The sequence below is a fragment of the Bifidobacterium sp. LH_417 genome (genome assembly GCF_056357035.1).
Genome location: NZ_JBKEVI010000001.1, coordinates 428,983 through 445,307, shown reverse-complemented (window position 1 = coordinate 445,307; position 16,325 = coordinate 428,983). Strand labels below are relative to the sequence as shown.

Genomic DNA, 16,325 nt, shown 5'->3' with positions numbered 1-16,325 from the left:
CGTGCCGGCCCGTCCGTTCCGTGCGTGGGGTATGTCGGTACGCGCGGCGTGCGCGTGACGCGCGTACAGTGGAATGACCGGATGTCGCGGATGGCCGCGACCGCCGAAACAACGCCGTTTGGGGAGGCATCATGGCATTGCCGAGACAGATTCCGTCAGGCGCACGCGTCGTCGTGCGCGTCATCGAGGGCGTGGACCCGGCCGACGGGCGCACCAAATTCCGCGACTACGTGGGCCACGTGCTCGCGTGGGACGGCACCACGCTGGAGCTCTCGCGCGACGCCGCCGCGAACGGCTCGCGCCCGCAGCAGCATGTGACGATCGACGCGGACACGATCGCCACGTTGAAGCCGGTGCCGGAGCGGCCACGGGTGAGGCCGTAGGGCCGGACGGCCGTGTCGTGAAGCCGCGAAAGCCCAGAATCTAGACGGCGGAACGGATTTCGGCCCGCGCGGCCGCGGGACCGTCGAACGCGATGATGTGCTCGCCGCGCCGCGCGGAGGCGAGCAGCTCGCCCCGCCAGTCTCCGGACGGGTCGATACGCAGCTCGACCGTCTCGTAGGGGTCCGTCCGCGTCGGCGCATCGGCGCCCGACGGCTCCGTGCCCCGCTCCCCCGCGGCCTGTGCGGCGATCGTGCGCTGGACGGCCTTGTAGTCGCGGAACGGCTGACCTTCGGCGAAGAAGCCGAGCATGTCGGTATGCGCCTGACTACTGACGGCGATGTCGCGCAGGTCCCGTTCGTCGTGCAACAGGTTCGCGACGGCGAGCAGCCGGGAAGCCACGTCGCGTAATAGCCGTTCGACGTTCTCGGCGTCCTCTTCGACCATGGCGCGCGTGCGGTCCGGGTCGGTCAGGGCGACGCGCGTCATGTCACGCCAGCTGCCTGCGGCGAGCGCGGCCGCGATGTTGCGGTCGGAGCTGGCGGTGAGCGTGTTGACCATCGCGGTGGCGACGACGTGCGGCATGTGGCTGATGAGCGCGGCCGCCTTGTCGTGTGTGTCGTCGTCGAGGACGATCACGCGGTCGCCGACACCGGCGGTGATGAGCCGTGCGACGGTGAGGAAGCGCCGGTAGTCGGTCGCCTCGTCCACGGTGATCGCCCACAGGGCGTCGTCGTAGAGGCTTGGATCGGCGGCCGTCCAGCCGGACAGTTCGTTGCCGGCCATCGGATGCGCGCCCACGTAGCGCTCCCCAAGTCCCGCGGCCTTCACTTGGTCGCGCACCATGCCCTTGACGCTGCCCACGTCGGTGAGTGTCACGTCGGTGCCGGTCACGGCGGCCTGGTCGAGCAACGGCTTGAGTTCGGCGAGGATCGCGGGCATCGCCTTCAACGGGTTGCACAGCACGATGGTCTCAGGCCGTGCGGCGACGAGGTCGGCGAGCGTGGCGGCGCAGCGTATGCCGGCCCGTTCCGCCTCCGCGTACGGGTGGGGACGGTGGTTCCATGCGACGACCTCGACGCCGCGTTCGATGAGACGCCGCGCGAGCGAGCCGCCGATCAGGCCGAGTCCGATGATGCCGATGGGCCCGGCGGTTCCTGCGGTTCCGGGCGTGCCGGTGTTCGTGACGGTCGTGTCTACCACAGCAGTTCCCTCCTCGTGGTCTCGGTCTGGCGCCAGTCGTCGCTGATGCGCGTCGCGTCGAGATGCACGCCGCCCTGCGGCAGCCGCCACGCCTCGACGGGCGGGTTGGAGCGTTCGCGCCTCGGGTAGACGGCGAGGGTCTTCAGCCAAATGCCGTGCGCGGCGAGCGTCGTGAGCACGTCGCGGAAGCGCGGCTCCCACGGCGCGGCGTCGAGCGTGTCGATGAAGCTGTACGTGCCGTCGTCGCCTTTGATGGGACGCGACATGAAACTGGTCATGTTGAGTCCCGCGTCGCGCAGGATGTCGAGCACGTTGGCGACGACGCCCGGGCCGGTGACGAGCGGGATGAACGTGATGATCGTCTCGAAGTCGGTTTCGCGCGCGCGTGCGCGGTCGTTCGACGCGCGCACGTCGTCACGCCTGCCGAGGACGAGGAAGTCGGTGTGCGCGCCGGCGAAGTCCTGCACGCGTTCGGCGAGCGTGTCGAGACCGTAGAGTTCGCCGCAGATGCGCGGTCCCAGCGCGACGCCGCCCGGTTCGAGGTCGCGGCAGGCGGCCGCGTTCGAGGATGCGGGCGTGGGCGTGAGACGGTGGTCGGCGATGAAGCGCTTGCACTGCGCGAGGCCGTGCGGATGCGCGCTGACGGGAATCGCGGCGGAATCCGAGGCGCCGGCGGTTCCGTCGCGTTCGACGGCGTCGCGCGCGGCGAGGGGATCGTCGCCGCGTCGCGTGAACGCGTCGAATGCGACGTCGACGCGCACGCGCGCGAGACCGGCGACATCGGTCGCGTCGATGAGCGCGTCGAGATTCGGCACGACGTAGCCTTCGACATTGTTCTCCCACGCGATGACGCCCAGACCCCGGCCCGAACGGACGGCCTCCATGATGGCGGGGACGTCGGGCAGGGGGACGAGGTCGAAACCGCCCTCCCCCGCCGTCTCATCCGCGAGCTGCGCGGCCGCCTCCATGGCGGCCTGATGCGTGAACGTGCCTTCCGGCCCGAGATAGAACAGGGTTTCGCGTGTCATAGGACACCACTGTAGCCGCTTCGCGGCGTCATTCCGCCTTGGGTTCGGGAATACGGAACCATGATGCGGGCAGACACAGCATGGCGACCTGCACGAGAACGACGCCGTACAGCCAGATGTAGCCGGCGTGCTGGCTGAAGAACGTGGCCGGCGTGCTGAATCCGGCGACCACGAGCGCGTCGCCTCCCGGACCGGGGACGAGGGCGAGCCCCCATGCCAGGCCGGACGAGACGATGAGATGCAGGGCGAGGCCGGTCACGCCCTGGCGCGCGCGGGCGCAATAGGTCGACAAGGCGACGATGAGGAACGCGAGCACCAGCCCGTAGGGGATGTTCGAGGCCGCGCCCATGCGGTGCGCGAGCGTGCCGACGAACGCCGAGCCGGCGCCCGCGAGCAGCGTGACGACGGTCCGGCCCAGAGGGCCGAACCGGTGCGACCACGGCCGCGCATCGGATGCGGCCGTGGTCTTCACGCCTGTCCTCACGGACGTCACTTGCCCTGCTGGGCGGCGTTCTGGCGGCGCTGCTTGGCGCGCCACTTGTACCAATCCTCGCGGCCGAGGATGATCTTGCGCACGCGGATGGACTCCGGGGTGACCTCGACGCACTCGTCCTCGTTCGCGAAGTCGAGGGACTCCTCGAGGCTCATCTTGATCGGCGGGGTGAGCGTCTCGAGCACGTCGGCGGTGGAGGAGCGCATGTTGGTCATGTGCTTGGCGAGCGTGATGTTCACGTCCAGCTCGTCGGGCTTGTTGTTGACGCCCACGACCTGGCCCTCGTACACCGGGGACTGCGGTTCGACGAAGAAGTTGCCGCGCGCCTGGAGACGCTGCATGGCGTACGGGGTGGCGACGCCCTTGCGGTCGGAGACCATCGAACCGTTCTGGCGGATGGTGATCTGGCCGGCCCACGGCGCGTAGCCGGCGGAGATGGAGGAGGAGATGCCGGTGCCGCGCGTGGCGGAGAGCAGCGCGGTGCGGAAGCCGATGAGACCGCGGGACGGCACGGTGAACTGCAGACGCACCCAGCCGGAGCCGTGGTTGGTCATGCCGTCCATGCGGCCCTTGCGGTCGGCCATGAGCTGGGTAACGGTGCCCATGTACTCCTCGGGCACGTCGATGGTGGTGTTCTCCATCGGCTCGTTGATCACGCCGTCGATCTTCTTGGTGACGACCTGCGGGCGGCCGACGGTCAGCTCGTAGCCTTCGCGGCGCATCTGCTCGGCGAGGACGGCCAGCGCGAGCTCGCCGCGGCCCTGGACCTCCCAGGCGTCCGGACGGTCGGTCGGCAGCACCTTGATGGACACGTTGCCGATGAGTTCGCGGTCGAGACGGTCCTTGATCATGCGGGCGGTGAGCTTGTGGTCCTTGCCCTCGGTGCCGGCCAGCGGGGAGTCGTTGACGCCGAAGGTCATGGAGATGGCCGGGTCGTCGACGTGGATGAGCGGCAGCGGCTTCGGGTCGTTCGGGTCGACGATGGTCTCGCCGATCATGATGTCGTTGACGCCGGCGACGGCGACGATGTCGCCGGGGCCCGCGGACTCGACGGGCTGGCGCTCGAGACCCTGCGTGCGCAGCAGCTCGGCGACGCGGAAGTTTTCGATGGAGCCGTCCACGCGGCTCAGGCCGTAGGTCTTGCCCTTCTCCAGCGTGCCGTTGTAGATGCGCACGAGACCGAGACGGCCGAGGAAGTCGGAGGAGTCGATGTTGGCGACGTGGGCCTGCAGCGGCGCGCCCTCCTCGTACTCCGGGGCGGGGATGTTGGAGATGATGGCCTCGAACAGCGGCTCGAGGTTGTCGTTGTCCGGCAGACCGCCGTTCTCCGGCTGGTTCGCCGAGGCGTAGCCGGCCTTGGCGGCGCAGTAGATGACCGGCATCTCGAGCAGCTGGTCGAGGTCGAGGTCGATGCCCTCGTGCTGCACGTCGTCGGCCAGGCCGAGCAGCAGGTCGGAGGTCTCGCCGACGACCTCATCGATGCGGGCGTCCGGACGGTCGACCTTGTTCACGCACAGGATGACCGGCAGCTTCGCCTCGAGTGCCTTGCGCAGCACGAAACGGGTCTGCGGCAGCGGGCCCTCGGAGGCGTCGACGAGCAGCACGACGCCGTCGACCATGGAGATGCCGCGCTCGACCTCGCCGCCGAAGTCGGCGTGGCCGGGGGTGTCGATGATGTTGAGGGTGATGCCCTCCGGGTGGCCGTACTTGGCGGCCAGCGGGCCGGTGTACTCGACGGCCGTGTTCTTCGCGAGGATGGTGATGCCCTTCTCGCGCTCCAGATCGTTGGAGTCCATCACGCGATCCGGCACTTCCTCACGCTCGTTGAACACGTGGGACTGCTGGAGCATCGCGTTCACCAGCGTGGTCTTGCCGTGGTCGACGTGAGCCACAATCGCCACATTACGGATATCACCGCGAACCGCCATCGAAACCTCTCTTGATTGATTCTGTTTGTTCTTGTCGCGTAACCGCGCGGCGCGGGGCCTGTCCCGCGCGCCGCCCTCTTGACAGTATGGATATATGGATTGGTCCAACCTGTGTGTGCACACAAACCGCACTGATGATAGCCGGAAGGCTTGACCGCGGCGGCGGTCAAGCCTTCCGATGACTGGTCGGGGGCCCGCGGACGGTCCGCAGGCCCCTTGCACGCCCCGTGCGACGCTCAGTCTCCCAGGTCGAGCACGGCCGGCTTGGAGCCGTCGTGCACGAAGTACACGTCGTACCAGGTGAGGAACGTGTAGACGGTCCAGATGCGGCGACGGTCGTCGGTCTTGCCGGCGTAGTTGTCGTCGAGCATCTTCAGGATCGCGTCCTGGTCGAAGAACTCGTTCACGTAGTCGCGCTCGAACACGGAACGCACCAGCTTGTAGTACTTCTCCTCGCGCAGCCACTTCTTGATCGGCACGGGGAAGCCGAGCTTCTCGCGGCTCTTCCACTCCTCGGGCAAGTGGCGGCCGGCGGCCTGACGGAACGCGTACTTGGTGTTCTCGTCGTTGATGAGCCACTTGGTGGGCACCTGTTCGGCGACGCCCATGAGCACCTTGTCGAGCAGCGGCACGCGCAGCTCGAGCGAGTGGGCCATCGTGAGCTTGTCGGCCTTGAGGAGGATGTCGCCGGGCATCCACTGGTGCATGTCGAGGTACTGCTTCTTCTTGAGCTCGCTCAGTCCCTTGCCTTCGATGCGCGCGTAGGTCTTGTCGACGATGCTCTGCACGCTGGGCGCCTTGCGGTACTCGGGCTTGAGGATGCGGTCCGACTCGGACTCCTCGAACACGCGGGCCTGTCCGATGAAGCTCTCCTCGGCGGGCGCGAGATTCGCGTACAGGTGCCACGCGCCGTGGAAGGTCTTGCCCTTGCACCATCGGGCGATGGCGTGGCGCGCGCCGGCGGGCAGATGGGTGAGCCAGCGGGTGACGACCTTGATGACCTTCGACTTCGTGTGCACGCCGTAGTCGATGTAGCCGCCGAACAGCTCGTCGGCGCCCTCGCCGGAGAGCACGACCTTGACGTCGTGCGCGGCGAGCTTGGAGAGGAAGAACAGCGGCACGCAGCTCGGGTTGGAGTCGGGCTCGTCGAGATGCCACTGGATCTGCGGGAAGGCGCTGAACGCCTCCTCGTCGGTCAGGGCCTCGGCCGTGTTGTTGAGCTTGAGGATCTCGGCGAGCTCGCCGGCCTGCTGGCTCTCGTTGTAGGTGCCTTTGCCGAAGCCGATCGAATACGTGTGCTGCGGGCGGGCGACGGCGGCCACGTAGCTGGAGTCCACGCCGGAGGAGAGGAACGAGCCGACCTCCACGTCGGCGATCTGGTGGGCCTTGACGGAGCCGACGACCGTGTCGTCGATGGTGTCGACGAGATGGTCGAGCGTCACGTCGGACTCGCGGAAGCGCTCGTCGTAGTAGCGGTGGATGTCCATCTTCCCGTCGCGGTAGGTGAAGTAGTGGCCTTCGGGCAGCTTGAACACCCCCTTGAAGAAGGTCTCGGCGAACGGCGGGTACTGGAAGGTCATGTACGGCTTGAGCGCCTCGCGGTTGAGCTCCTTGACGAAGTCGGGGTGCTGCAGCAGGCTCTTGATCTCGGAGGCGTACATGAACGTGCCGTTCATCTTCGCGTAGTAGAAGGGCTTGATGCCGAAGTGGTCGCGCGCGCCGAACAGCTCCTTCTTCGTCTTGTCCCAGATCACGAAGGTGAACATGCCGCGAATCCTCTGCAGCAGGTCGACGCCCCACTCCTCGTAGCCGTGCAGCAGCACCTCGGTGTCGGATTCGGTGGTGAACGTGTGGCCGGCCTCGATGAGTTGGACGCGCAGCGGCCGGTAGTTGTAGATCTCGCCGTTGAACGTGATGACGAGGTTGCCGTCCTCGTTGTAGATCGGCTGCTGGCCGCCGCCGAGGTCGATGATGCTCAGACGACGGTGGCCGAGCGCCACGTGCTCGTCCACGTACTTGCCTTCCGAATCGGGGCCGCGATGGGCGATGATGTCGGTCATCCGCTTGATGACCGGGCACTTGACGTCGATCGGGTCGTCGTTGACGAATCCGGCGATTCCGCACATAAGATATTTCCATCTCCTCGGGGTTGGCTCAATGGGCAATACCCTACCAACGCGATGTGACGGTCCTGTGCATCACCGCCGGCGCGGTCATCGCCTGCGAAGTTACCGGCGGCGAAGCTCCGACGACTGAGCCGTATAGCGGAAAGCCCGGTGGGCTTTCCGTAGGCGAAGTGAGCAGCTTGCTGCGAAGTTACCGGCGGCGAAGCTCCGCCGGTAATACGAAGTGCATCGTCTCCTTGGTGGTCTCCACCGATTCGACGTCCGTGTATCCGCGTTCGCGCAGCGCGGCGATCACGCCGTCCACGTACTCCTCGGGCACGGACGCGCCGGAGGAGACGCCGACCGCCTCGACGCCCTCGAACCATGCGGAGTCGAGGTCGCCGGCGTCGTCGACCCGGTGGGCGCGGCCGCGCTCCCCCAATCCCTCCTGCGCGACCTCGACGAGGCGCACGGAGTTCGACGAGTTCGCGGATCCCACGATCACGACGCATCCGGAGCGTTCGGCGACGAGCTTGACGGCGGCCTGACGGTTGGAGGTCGCATAGCAGATGTCCGAGCTGGGCGGCATCTCGATCCACGGGAACCGCGCCTTCAGGGCGGCGATCGTGCCGGCCGTCTCGTCGACGCTCAGCGTGGTCTGGCTCAGGAGCACGAGCTTCGTGTCCGGCGCGAAGTCGAGTCCCTCGACGTCGCGCTCATGCTCGATCAGATGCACGTGCTCCGGCGCCTCCCCCACGACGCCGACCGCCTCGTCGTGCCCCTTGTGACCGATGTAGACGATCTCGTAGCCGGAACGGGCGAAGCGCAGCACCTCGCGGTGCACCTTGGCGACGAGCGGGCAGGTGGCGTCCACCACGTTGAGCCCGCGCGCCTTCGCCTCCACCTTGACGGCGGGCGACACGCCGTGAGCGGAGAACACGACCGGCACGCCCGCCGCGGCCGCTCCGTCGGGGATCTCGCCCAGCTCCTCGACGAACACGGCGCCCTGCGAGGCGAGATCCTCGACCACGTGCTTGTTGTGCACGATCTGACGGCGCACGTACACGGGCGGCAGATCCGTCCCCGGCGCGGCGTGCGAGCCCTTGAGGATCGTGCGCACGGTGAGGATCGCCCGGTCCACGCCGGCGCAGAATCCGCGCGGATCGGCCAATACGATGCGTTTCGCCATGGGTATCAGGGACCTTTCTCGATCGTCTCGGGCATCGGCGCGCCCCGCGCCGCAATCGTTACGCATGCACTCTACCGCACCGCCGGCGACCTGCGACGCGCGATTCGCGGGAGACGCACGGGCGCGTGACGTGAAAATAACGCTAGACTGGACGTGTTAGCGATAACGCACGTTGTCGCGCACACCGCAAACAACTTCATATTCACTCTGGAGTGAGATATATGGCCAAGAACCTTCCCCCGCGCACGGGGCAGCAGTACACGATCACCCACGGCGACTACAAGGCCGTCATCACCGAACTGGGCGCGACGATGCGCGAAGTCACCTACAAGGGCAGGAACGTGATCGTCCCGCTCGGACCGGACGACCCCGTCACCTGCTGCCACGGCCAGCTGCTCGTGCCGTTCCCGAACCGCATCGAAGGCGGCGTCTACACCTTCGAAGGCAAGACCTACGAATTGCCGATCGACGAGCACGACAGGAACACCGCCATCCACGGCTACGGCTACCGCTCCTTCTGGAAGCTGGAGACCCTCACCGAGAACTCCGTCACCCAGTCCTGGCGCGTGCCGTTCCTGCTCGGCTACCCGTTCGACGTGACCGTCACCGCGACGCACGAGCTCACCGACGACGGCCTGAAGGTCACCGTCGAGGCCGCCAACAACGGCGACGTCGACGCCCCGTGGGCGCTCGCCATCCACCCGTGGCTCGACAACGGCTTCAACGGCTACGGCGACGAGATCGACGGCCACAACGCGCAGTGCACGCTCACCGTGCCGGCGCGCACGCACGTCACCGTCGACGAGAACCTCATCCCGACCGGCACCGAACCGGTGGACGGCACGAAGTACGACTTCCGCGAGCCGCGTCTGATCACCGAGCAGCCGTACGACGACGCGTGGACGGACGTCGAGCACGCCGCCGACGGCACCACGACCGCCGTGTTCCACCGCCCGGACGGCCTGACCGTCCACGTGGGCGGCGACGAGACGGTCACCTCGTTCCAGGTGTGCACCGGCACCGGCTTCCCGGCGTCCAAGCATCCGGCGGGCACCGCGGTCGAGCCGCAGACCGCCTACGCGAACGCGTTCAACACCGGCAAGGACCTCATCGCGATCAAGCCGGGCGAGTCCAGCGTGACGAAGCTGTTCATCAAGGCCGAGATCGACTGACGCCATCTCGCCACGGTACGCGCCGCGAACCGCGTTTCCGGCTCCCGTCCGAAACGCGGTTTGCGGCGCGTCCGCGTCCTGTGGCATAATGCCGAAGGCTTATTTATCTTTCCAGTAAAGGAGTCCATCATGGGCATGCGCGGACGTAAGCGCAAGGATCGTCGTAAGAAGGCCGCCAACCACGGCAAGCGCCCCAACGCCTGATTCTTGTCTGTTCAAGACGCGGAAAACCCGCCTGAGCCTCACGGCCCGGCGGGTTTTCTCATATCCGCGTCTTCGTTCGGCTCCCTCTGACGAGGGAGCTGTCGGCGAAGCCGACTGAGGGAGAGATATCGCGAACGAAGTCCCACATGCCCCGCGCGAGGCACCCGCTCACTGTTCGCAGCAGTGGTCGAGGCATGCCTTGAGTCTCGCCTTGAGACATTCCGGCGCCGATTCGGGCCGCAGATAGGCACGCAACGCGGCGATCATCGCCTGCTCCCGCTCGGAGCAGCAGGTCGCGGGGTCGAAGCACTCCCCCACATCGCCCATGTCACGACCGGCATCGGCCGCGGAATCCACGTCGACGACGCGCGTCTCGGTGATGCGCACCTCGGTATGGCTGACGACGCCATCCGCCGACGTGCGGGTGACGGCGATGCGACGCACATGCTCCACCGGCATCTGGCTCATCGCGTCTCCTTTCCCTGTGCGGATTCCCGCCTGACGGTTCCATTATCGCCGGAAACGCGTGAACCGGCACGCCCCCGCCCCGACTTCGCCGAGGGTGAACCGGAGCCGGAGGACGGCTTAGCCGGCAGCTGCGACCCGTACCCGTGTTCGCGCGCGTAGGACGCGAGCTCGTGCTTGAGCTGGGTGCGCGCGCGGTTGAGCCGGCTCATCACCGTGCCGATGGCGACGCCCTGCTCCTCAGCGACCTGCCGGTACGTCTTGCCGTCGATCGCCGTGTCGATGAACACCTGCCGCCGTTCGGGAGACAGCTTCGCCAGCGCCTGCATGATCTCCTCGGGCGCGAACGCGTCCAGATACTCGTCCTCCGCGGATTTGAGCCCGTCCGAGGAATGTTCGGACGCCTCGTACAGGTCCCAGTCGTCGTATTCGCCGCTCGTATCGTTCGCCCGCTGCGGGCGCCGCTTCGCCTTCGCGTACTGGTTGAAGTAGGCGTTGCGTTCGATGGTCGTCATCCACGCCTCGAAGTTCGTCCCCGGCGTGAACGAATCGAACGCCTTGAACCCCTTCTCGAAGGTGTCCTGCACGAGATCCTGCGCATCGTCCGGATCGTTGGTCAGGCGCATCGCCCGCCGGTAGAGCGCGTCGAGCGCGGGCATGGCGAGCTTCTCGAAGCGCGCGCGGCGCTGAGCCATCGTCTCTTTCGTCTCGCTGGTCACGATTGCCCATTGTAATCGCCGCAGGCCGCGTATCCGGGCATATCCGGCGGTAGAATCCAAGCAACCTCCCAGTCGACGTTGAGATTCGTCGCCCACAGTAGAGCCGTCCGAACGGGAGGCACGGGCCTTCCGACCGTACAGGAACGTACGGCCGCTACGACCGACACGATCGGCGGGCACGGCCCCGCCACGAAAGGAAGCGACACCGATGGCACTGACCCTCAACTCCGCCGCCGCACTGCTCGAACGCCACCATCTGCTGCGCGAGGTGATCCACGGCGGACGATGGTCGAGGACGGCCGCGGCGCTGCCCGGCGCGGACGAACCGTTCGCCTCGCTCACCTACGACACCCGCAAGGTCGCCCCCGGCTCGATGCTCGTATGCAAGGGCCGATTCCGCCCCGAATTCCTCGACGGCTGCGACGACCGCGGTCTCGCCGGCTACGTCGCCGAAACCGACATGTCCGCCCACACCGCCGCACCCGGACTGATCGTCGACGACGCGCGCAAGGCGCTGAGCCTGCTCGCCGCCGAATTCTACGGACGCCCGCAGGACCAACTCACCCTGATCGGCATCACCGGCACCAAAGGCAAGACCACCACCGCGTACTTCACGCAGGCCGTGCTCAACACCCACTCCGACGGCCGCTGCGCCCTGTTCTCCTCGGTGGACAACTGCCTCGACGGCCACACCTACGTCGAATCCGATCTGACCACGCCCGAATCGCTCGACGCCTTCCGGATGATGCGCGAGGCCGTCGACAACGGCATGAAATACCTCGTCATGGAGGTCAGCTCGCAGGCGTACAAGGTAAACCGCGTCTACGGACTCACCTTCGACGTCGGCGCCTTCCTCAACATCTCCCCCGACCACATCAGCGACATCGAGCACCCCTCGCTCGAGGATTATCTGCGCTGCAAACGCCTCATCGTGGACAACAGCCGCGCGCTGGTGCTCAACGCGCGGACCAACCACGCCGACCTGCTGCGCGAGGACGCGGCCACCGCCGGCGTGCCCGTGACCGAATTCGCGCTGCTGGACGCCGCACCCGCCGACGACGACGCGCCCGCCACGGCCGTCGCGTGGCCGACCGGCGACGGCCACGACGCCTACGCGATGCGCCTCGACAGCCACGACCTCGGCGGCTACCGGCTGGCGCTCGCCGGCGATTTCAACTATGAGAACGCGCTGGCCGCCGTGGCCATCGCGCATGCGGCGGGCGTGCCGGCCGACGAGGCGGGCGCGCTGCACGCGATGGAGCCGACGCGCGTATCCGGCCGCATGGAGCATTTCCGCGACGCGGCGAGCGACACCGACATCATCGTCGACTACGCGCACAACCACGTCTCCGTCAAGGCGCTGCTCGACTTCGTCGACGCTCGCTACGCCGGCCGCGATCCGATCGTCACGCTGGTGGCCGGTTCGGCGGGGGACAAGGCGTTCGACCGCCGCCGGGAGATCGTCGAGGCGGCGCAGGACCGCATCGCGCGTTTCGTGTTCACCGCGGAGGACACCGACACCGAACCATTCGAGGACATCTGCCGCGACATGCGCTCCCACGTGACCAACCCGCGCGTCGCCGCCGCGACGATCATCGACCGCACCGCCGCCATCGCCGACGCGTTGGACGAGGCGCGTGCGCACCCGGAACGCGTGGACGTGGTGCTCGTCATCGGCAAAGGCGACGAACGCTGGATCAAGGACCGCAACAGGCACGTGCCGTACGAGGGCGACGACCGGGTGGTCGAACGGCTGCTTGCGGCGAAGTGAGACGCCGGTGGAGTAGTATCGTGCGATGATGCCGGGGAGACCCGCATCGCCACTCGATACTAGGGAGAGAACCATATGCCCACCACGACTTCGCCGTTGAGCCTCGCCGCCGCGGCCAAGCTGCTGGATAACCATCATCTGCTTCGCGAGATCGTCGCCGGGAACCATTGGACGATGGACGCCTCGACGATTCCCGGCGCGAGCGATCCGATTCCGTCCATCACCTACGACACCCGCAAGGTGGCGGACGGCGCGCTGCTGTTCATCAAGGGACGGTTCAAGCCCGAGTTCCTCGACGGCATCGACGGGCGCGGCCTCGGCGCCTACGTGGCCGAGACCCCCTACACGGACCGCACGAAGGCCCCGGGCCTCATCGTCGAGGATGTGCACAAGGCGATGAGTCTGCTGTCGGCCGAATTCTACGGACGCCCGCAGGACGAGCTCACCCTGATCGGCATCACCGGCACCAAAGGCAAGACCACCACCGACTACTTCACGCACGCGATCCTCAACGAATACTCGCATGGCCACGCGGCGATGATGAGCTCGCTCACCTGCTGCCTCGACGGGCGTACGTGGACGCCGTCCAAGCTCACGACGCCCGAATCGCTCGACGCGTTCCGGATGATGCGCGAGGCCGTCGACAACGGCATGAAATACCTCGTCATGGAGGTCAGCTCGCAGGCGTACAAGGTGAACCGCGTCTACGGACTCACCTTCGACGTCGGCGCCTTCCTCAACATCTCCCCCGACCACATCAGCCCGATCGAACACCCCACGTTCGAGGATTATCTCCACTGCAAGCGCCGCATCATCGCGAACTCGCGCACGCTCGTGCTCGGCGCCGACTGCGACCACGCCGACCTGCTGCGCGAGGACGCGCGGCGCGCCGGCGTGACGGTCACGACGTTCGCGCTCGACGACCCGGCGACCGGACACACGACGCCCGCCGACGTGACGATCGCCGTGGACCCGTCGCGCAAGACCGGCATCCGCGTGACGTGCGGCGGCACGACCGTCGCGCTCGAGCTCGACATGCTTGGCGAATTCAACTTCCTCAACGCGGGCACCGCGATGACGCTGGCGATGAAGGCCGGCGTGCCGTTCGACGACCCGGCGATGCGCGCCGTCGAACGCGTGCAGGTGCCGGGACGCATGGAACGCTTCACCGAAGGCGAGAACCTGCACGTGTACGTGGACTACGCGCACAACTACATCTCCACCAAGTCGGTCGTCGATGAGGTGCTGCGCGTGTACGGCGAACGGGACCCGCGCATCACGCTCGTCGCCGGATCGACCGGCGGCAAAGCCATCGACCGCCGCGAGGGCATCGTCAAGGGCGCGCTGGGACGCGCCAAGTCGTTCATCCTCACCACCGACGATCCGAACTTCGAGGACCCGCGCGCGATCGCCGAGGAGATGGCCTCCCACGTGACCGACCCGGACGCGACGGCGAAGGTGATCGTCGACCGCGAGCAGGCGATCGGGACGGCCATCGACGAGGCCCGCGCCGACGCGCGCGAGCACGGGAGGCTTAACATCGTGCTCGTCATCGGCAAGGGCCACGAGACGCGCAACATCATCGACGGCAGGCCGGTGGCGTGGCCGGGCGACGCGAACGTCGTGCGGCGCGCGCTCGAACGGCATGCGCAGGGAGTAAGGTGAGCAACCATGACCCGATTCCAACCGATTCTGCTTGGTAGCGACATCAACGTGTACGGCATGGCCCGCGCGTTCCACGAGGAGTACGGCATCGTCTCCGACGCGTACGCGTACTTCCAGCTGAGCCCCACCAAGTTCAGCAAGATCGTCAACGTGCACATCGTGCCCGACTTCGACAACTTCGTGACGTTCCGCGACTTCATGCTCGACCTCGGCCGGCGCATGAAGGCCGAGGACCCGGACCGCGCGCTGCTGCTCATCCCCTGCGGCGACGTGTACGCGAACCTGCTGAGCCAGTGCGGCGACGACCTGAGGAAGTACTTCGTCTACAACACGCTCGACATCCGCCTGTCGCGCGAGCTCGCCTACAAGGCCACGTTCTACAAGCTGTGCGAAAAGTACGACCTGCCGCATCCGAAGACGAAGACCGTGACCGCCGAGGACGTGAGGCTCGGCGCGTACAAGGACCTGCCGTTCTCCTACCCGGTGGCCATGAAGCCCGCCAACTCGGTCGAATGGCTCGACATCGACTTCGAGGGCCGCCGTAAGGCGTACATCTTCGAGCGCCCCGAGGAGCTGGACGTGATGATCCGCCGCGCCTACGACGCCGGCTACAAGTCCGAGATGATCATCCAGGACTTCATCCCCGGCGACGACTCGCGCATGCGCGTGCTCAACGCCTACGTGGACCACCACCACCGCGTGCGCATGATGTTCCTCGGCCACCCGCTGCTCGAGGACCCCTCCCCCGTGGCCGCCGGCAACTACGCGGCCATCATCCCCGACTTCAACCAGGGCGTGTTCGACCGCATCAAGGCATTCCTGGAGGACATCGGCTACGAGGGCGTCGCGAACTTCGACATGAAGTACGACGAGCGCGACGGCGAGTACAAACTGTTCGAAATCAACCTGCGCCAGGGCCGTTCCAGCTACTTCGTCACGCTCAACGGCTTCAACCTGGCGAAGTATTTCGTCGACGACCTCGTCGAGGACACGCCGTTCGACGGGAACACCGTGTTCGGCCGCGGCTCGAAGCTGTGGCTGGAGATTCCGCGCTCCATCTTCACCGACTACGTCGCCGAAGGCGAAGACAAGACGCGCGGCATGGCCATGCTCAAATCCGGGGACTGGGGCACCACGCTCGAGTACGCGAAGGACATGAACCCGCTGCGCTGGCTGATGATCCGCCACATGTTCTCGATCTACAAGAAGAGCTACGCCAAGTACTTCCGGCAGAAGGGCGCATTGAAGTGAGAAGACCGTTCTTCGCCGTGCTGGGCGGCATGGGTTCGCTGGCCACGGAAAGCTACGTGCGTCTCGTCAACGAGGGCACGCACGCGCATTGCGACCAAGAGTATCTCGACTACGTCGTGTTCAACGACGCCGCCGTGCCGGACCGCACCGCGTTCATCACCGGCCAGTCGGACGACGACCCGTTCCCGGTAATCGCCGACGACATCGAGAAGGCGACCGCGATGGGCGCAAGCTTCATCGTGCTCACCTGCAACACGGCCCACTACTTCTACGACCATTTCCAAGCGCTCACCGACGTGCCGATCCTGCACATGCCGCGTGGCGCGGTCGCACGCCTCTCCTCGCTGTATCCGCACGCGCCGTCAGGCACGTGCGAGCGCGTCGGCTTCCTCGGCACGCTCGGATCGCGCGCCGCAGGCGTGTACCGTCAGGCCGTCGAGGAGGCGGGCTACACGTTCGTCGAGCCGGACGACGCGCTGCAGGAGCGCATCACATCGCTTATCTACGACGATGTGAAGGGTGCCGGCGGGCTGAACCTGGAACGCTACGAGTCGGTGCTGCGCGACATGCTCGACCCGTCCGGCCCGGTGCGCGCCGACGCATTGATTCTCGGCTGCACCGAGCTTTCCGTACTCAACGAGGCGTTTCCGATGCCGCAGCTGCCGCTCGTGGATGCGCAGGCCGTGCTCGTGGACGACACGATCGCCCGCGCCAAGGCGTTGCGCGAATCACGCAGGGCGTGAGCCCCCGT

The 16,325-nt window shown here is 66.9% G+C and carries 15 protein-coding genes; 7 read left to right on the top strand and 8 right to left on the bottom strand.

Going from position 1 to position 16,325, the window contains the following annotated elements:
- Positions 1-131: 131 nt before the first annotated feature.
- Positions 132-383: a DUF6725 family protein gene (locus tag AC1AYR_RS01870; RefSeq protein ID WP_476510896.1), complete on the top strand. Its 252-nt coding sequence runs from the start codon at positions 132-134 to the stop codon at positions 381-383.
- Between the two features lie 40 nt (positions 384-423).
- Here the strand turns inward: AC1AYR_RS01870 and AC1AYR_RS01865 are convergent, their stop codons facing one another.
- The 6 genes from AC1AYR_RS01865 to AC1AYR_RS01840 all read right to left on the bottom strand — a co-directional run bounded on the left by AC1AYR_RS01865 (position 424) and on the right by AC1AYR_RS01840 (position 8,327).
- Positions 424-1,584, bottom strand: coding sequence for a prephenate dehydrogenase (locus AC1AYR_RS01865; RefSeq protein ID WP_476510897.1), 1,161 nt, complete (start codon positions 1,582-1,584; stop codon positions 424-426).
- Positions 1,578-2,612, bottom strand: a complete 1,035-nt coding sequence (locus AC1AYR_RS01860) for a prephenate dehydratase (protein WP_476510898.1) — start codon at positions 2,610-2,612, stop codon at positions 1,578-1,580. The genes AC1AYR_RS01865 and AC1AYR_RS01860 overlap by 7 nt, the downstream gene beginning before the upstream one ends.
- A gap of 28 nt (positions 2,613-2,640) precedes the next feature.
- The gene (locus AC1AYR_RS01855; RefSeq protein ID WP_476510899.1) at positions 2,641-3,084 is read right to left on the bottom strand and encodes an alcohol dehydrogenase; all 444 of its coding nucleotides are present in this window, start codon (positions 3,082-3,084) and stop codon (positions 2,641-2,643) included.
- 17 nt (positions 3,085-3,101) lie between these two features.
- Positions 3,102-5,033 (bottom strand): translational GTPase TypA, encoded by a 1,932-nt coding sequence (gene typA, locus AC1AYR_RS01850; protein ID WP_476510900.1) that lies wholly within the window; start codon positions 5,031-5,033, stop codon positions 3,102-3,104.
- A 236-nt stretch (positions 5,034-5,269) separates the two neighbouring features.
- The gene (gene asnB, locus AC1AYR_RS01845; protein WP_476510901.1) at positions 5,270-7,159 is read right to left on the bottom strand and encodes an asparagine synthase (glutamine-hydrolyzing); all 1,890 of its coding nucleotides are present in this window, start codon (positions 7,157-7,159) and stop codon (positions 5,270-5,272) included.
- Between the two features lie 190 nt (positions 7,160-7,349).
- On the bottom strand, positions 7,350-8,327 hold the full coding sequence (locus AC1AYR_RS01840; protein WP_476510902.1) for a 4-hydroxy-3-methylbut-2-enyl diphosphate reductase: 978 nt from the start codon (positions 8,325-8,327) through the stop codon (positions 7,350-7,352).
- Between the two features lie 221 nt (positions 8,328-8,548).
- Here AC1AYR_RS01840 and AC1AYR_RS01835 point away from each other — a divergent pair, with 221 nt between their 5' ends.
- Positions 8,549-9,499: an aldose 1-epimerase family protein gene (locus tag AC1AYR_RS01835; protein WP_034527510.1), complete on the top strand. Its 951-nt coding sequence runs from the start codon at positions 8,549-8,551 to the stop codon at positions 9,497-9,499.
- A 129-nt stretch (positions 9,500-9,628) separates the two neighbouring features.
- The gene (locus tag AC1AYR_RS01830) at positions 9,629-9,703 is read left to right on the top strand and encodes a 50S ribosomal protein bL37 (protein ID WP_003817083.1); all 75 of its coding nucleotides are present in this window, start codon (positions 9,629-9,631) and stop codon (positions 9,701-9,703) included.
- Between the two features lie 168 nt (positions 9,704-9,871).
- On the opposite strand, the gene AC1AYR_RS01825 is transcribed toward AC1AYR_RS01830, so the two are convergent.
- Complete coding sequence (locus AC1AYR_RS01825) at positions 9,872-10,171, bottom strand: hypothetical protein (RefSeq protein ID WP_034527513.1); 300 nt, start codon at positions 10,169-10,171, stop codon at positions 9,872-9,874.
- Positions 10,168-10,863, bottom strand: a complete 696-nt coding sequence (locus AC1AYR_RS01820; RefSeq protein ID WP_084686106.1) for a sigma-70 family RNA polymerase sigma factor — start codon at positions 10,861-10,863, stop codon at positions 10,168-10,170. The genes AC1AYR_RS01825 and AC1AYR_RS01820 overlap by 4 nt, the downstream gene beginning before the upstream one ends.
- Before the next feature lie 232 nt (positions 10,864-11,095).
- Between AC1AYR_RS01820 and AC1AYR_RS01815 the strand changes: the two genes are divergently transcribed.
- The 4 genes from AC1AYR_RS01815 (at position 11,096) to AC1AYR_RS01800 (ending at position 16,317) form a co-directional block, all read left to right on the top strand.
- A complete protein-coding gene (locus AC1AYR_RS01815) occupies positions 11,096-12,658 on the top strand; it encodes a UDP-N-acetylmuramoyl-L-alanyl-D-glutamate--2,6-diaminopimelate ligase (protein WP_034527514.1) in 1,563 nt (520 codons plus the stop codon).
- A 75-nt stretch (positions 12,659-12,733) separates the two neighbouring features.
- Positions 12,734-14,323, top strand: a complete 1,590-nt coding sequence (locus AC1AYR_RS01810; RefSeq protein ID WP_034527517.1) for a UDP-N-acetylmuramoyl-L-alanyl-D-glutamate--2,6-diaminopimelate ligase — start codon at positions 12,734-12,736, stop codon at positions 14,321-14,323.
- A 6-nt stretch (positions 14,324-14,329) separates the two neighbouring features.
- A complete protein-coding gene (locus tag AC1AYR_RS01805; protein WP_476510903.1) occupies positions 14,330-15,574 on the top strand; it encodes a carboxylate--amine ligase in 1,245 nt (414 codons plus the stop codon).
- Positions 15,571-16,317 carry an aspartate/glutamate racemase family protein gene (locus AC1AYR_RS01800; protein ID WP_476510904.1) on the top strand — a complete coding sequence of 249 codons (747 nt, stop codon included), beginning with the start codon at positions 15,571-15,573 and terminating at the stop codon, positions 16,315-16,317. Before AC1AYR_RS01805 ends, AC1AYR_RS01800 begins: the two co-directional genes overlap by 4 nt.
- Positions 16,318-16,325: the final 8 nt, after the last annotated feature.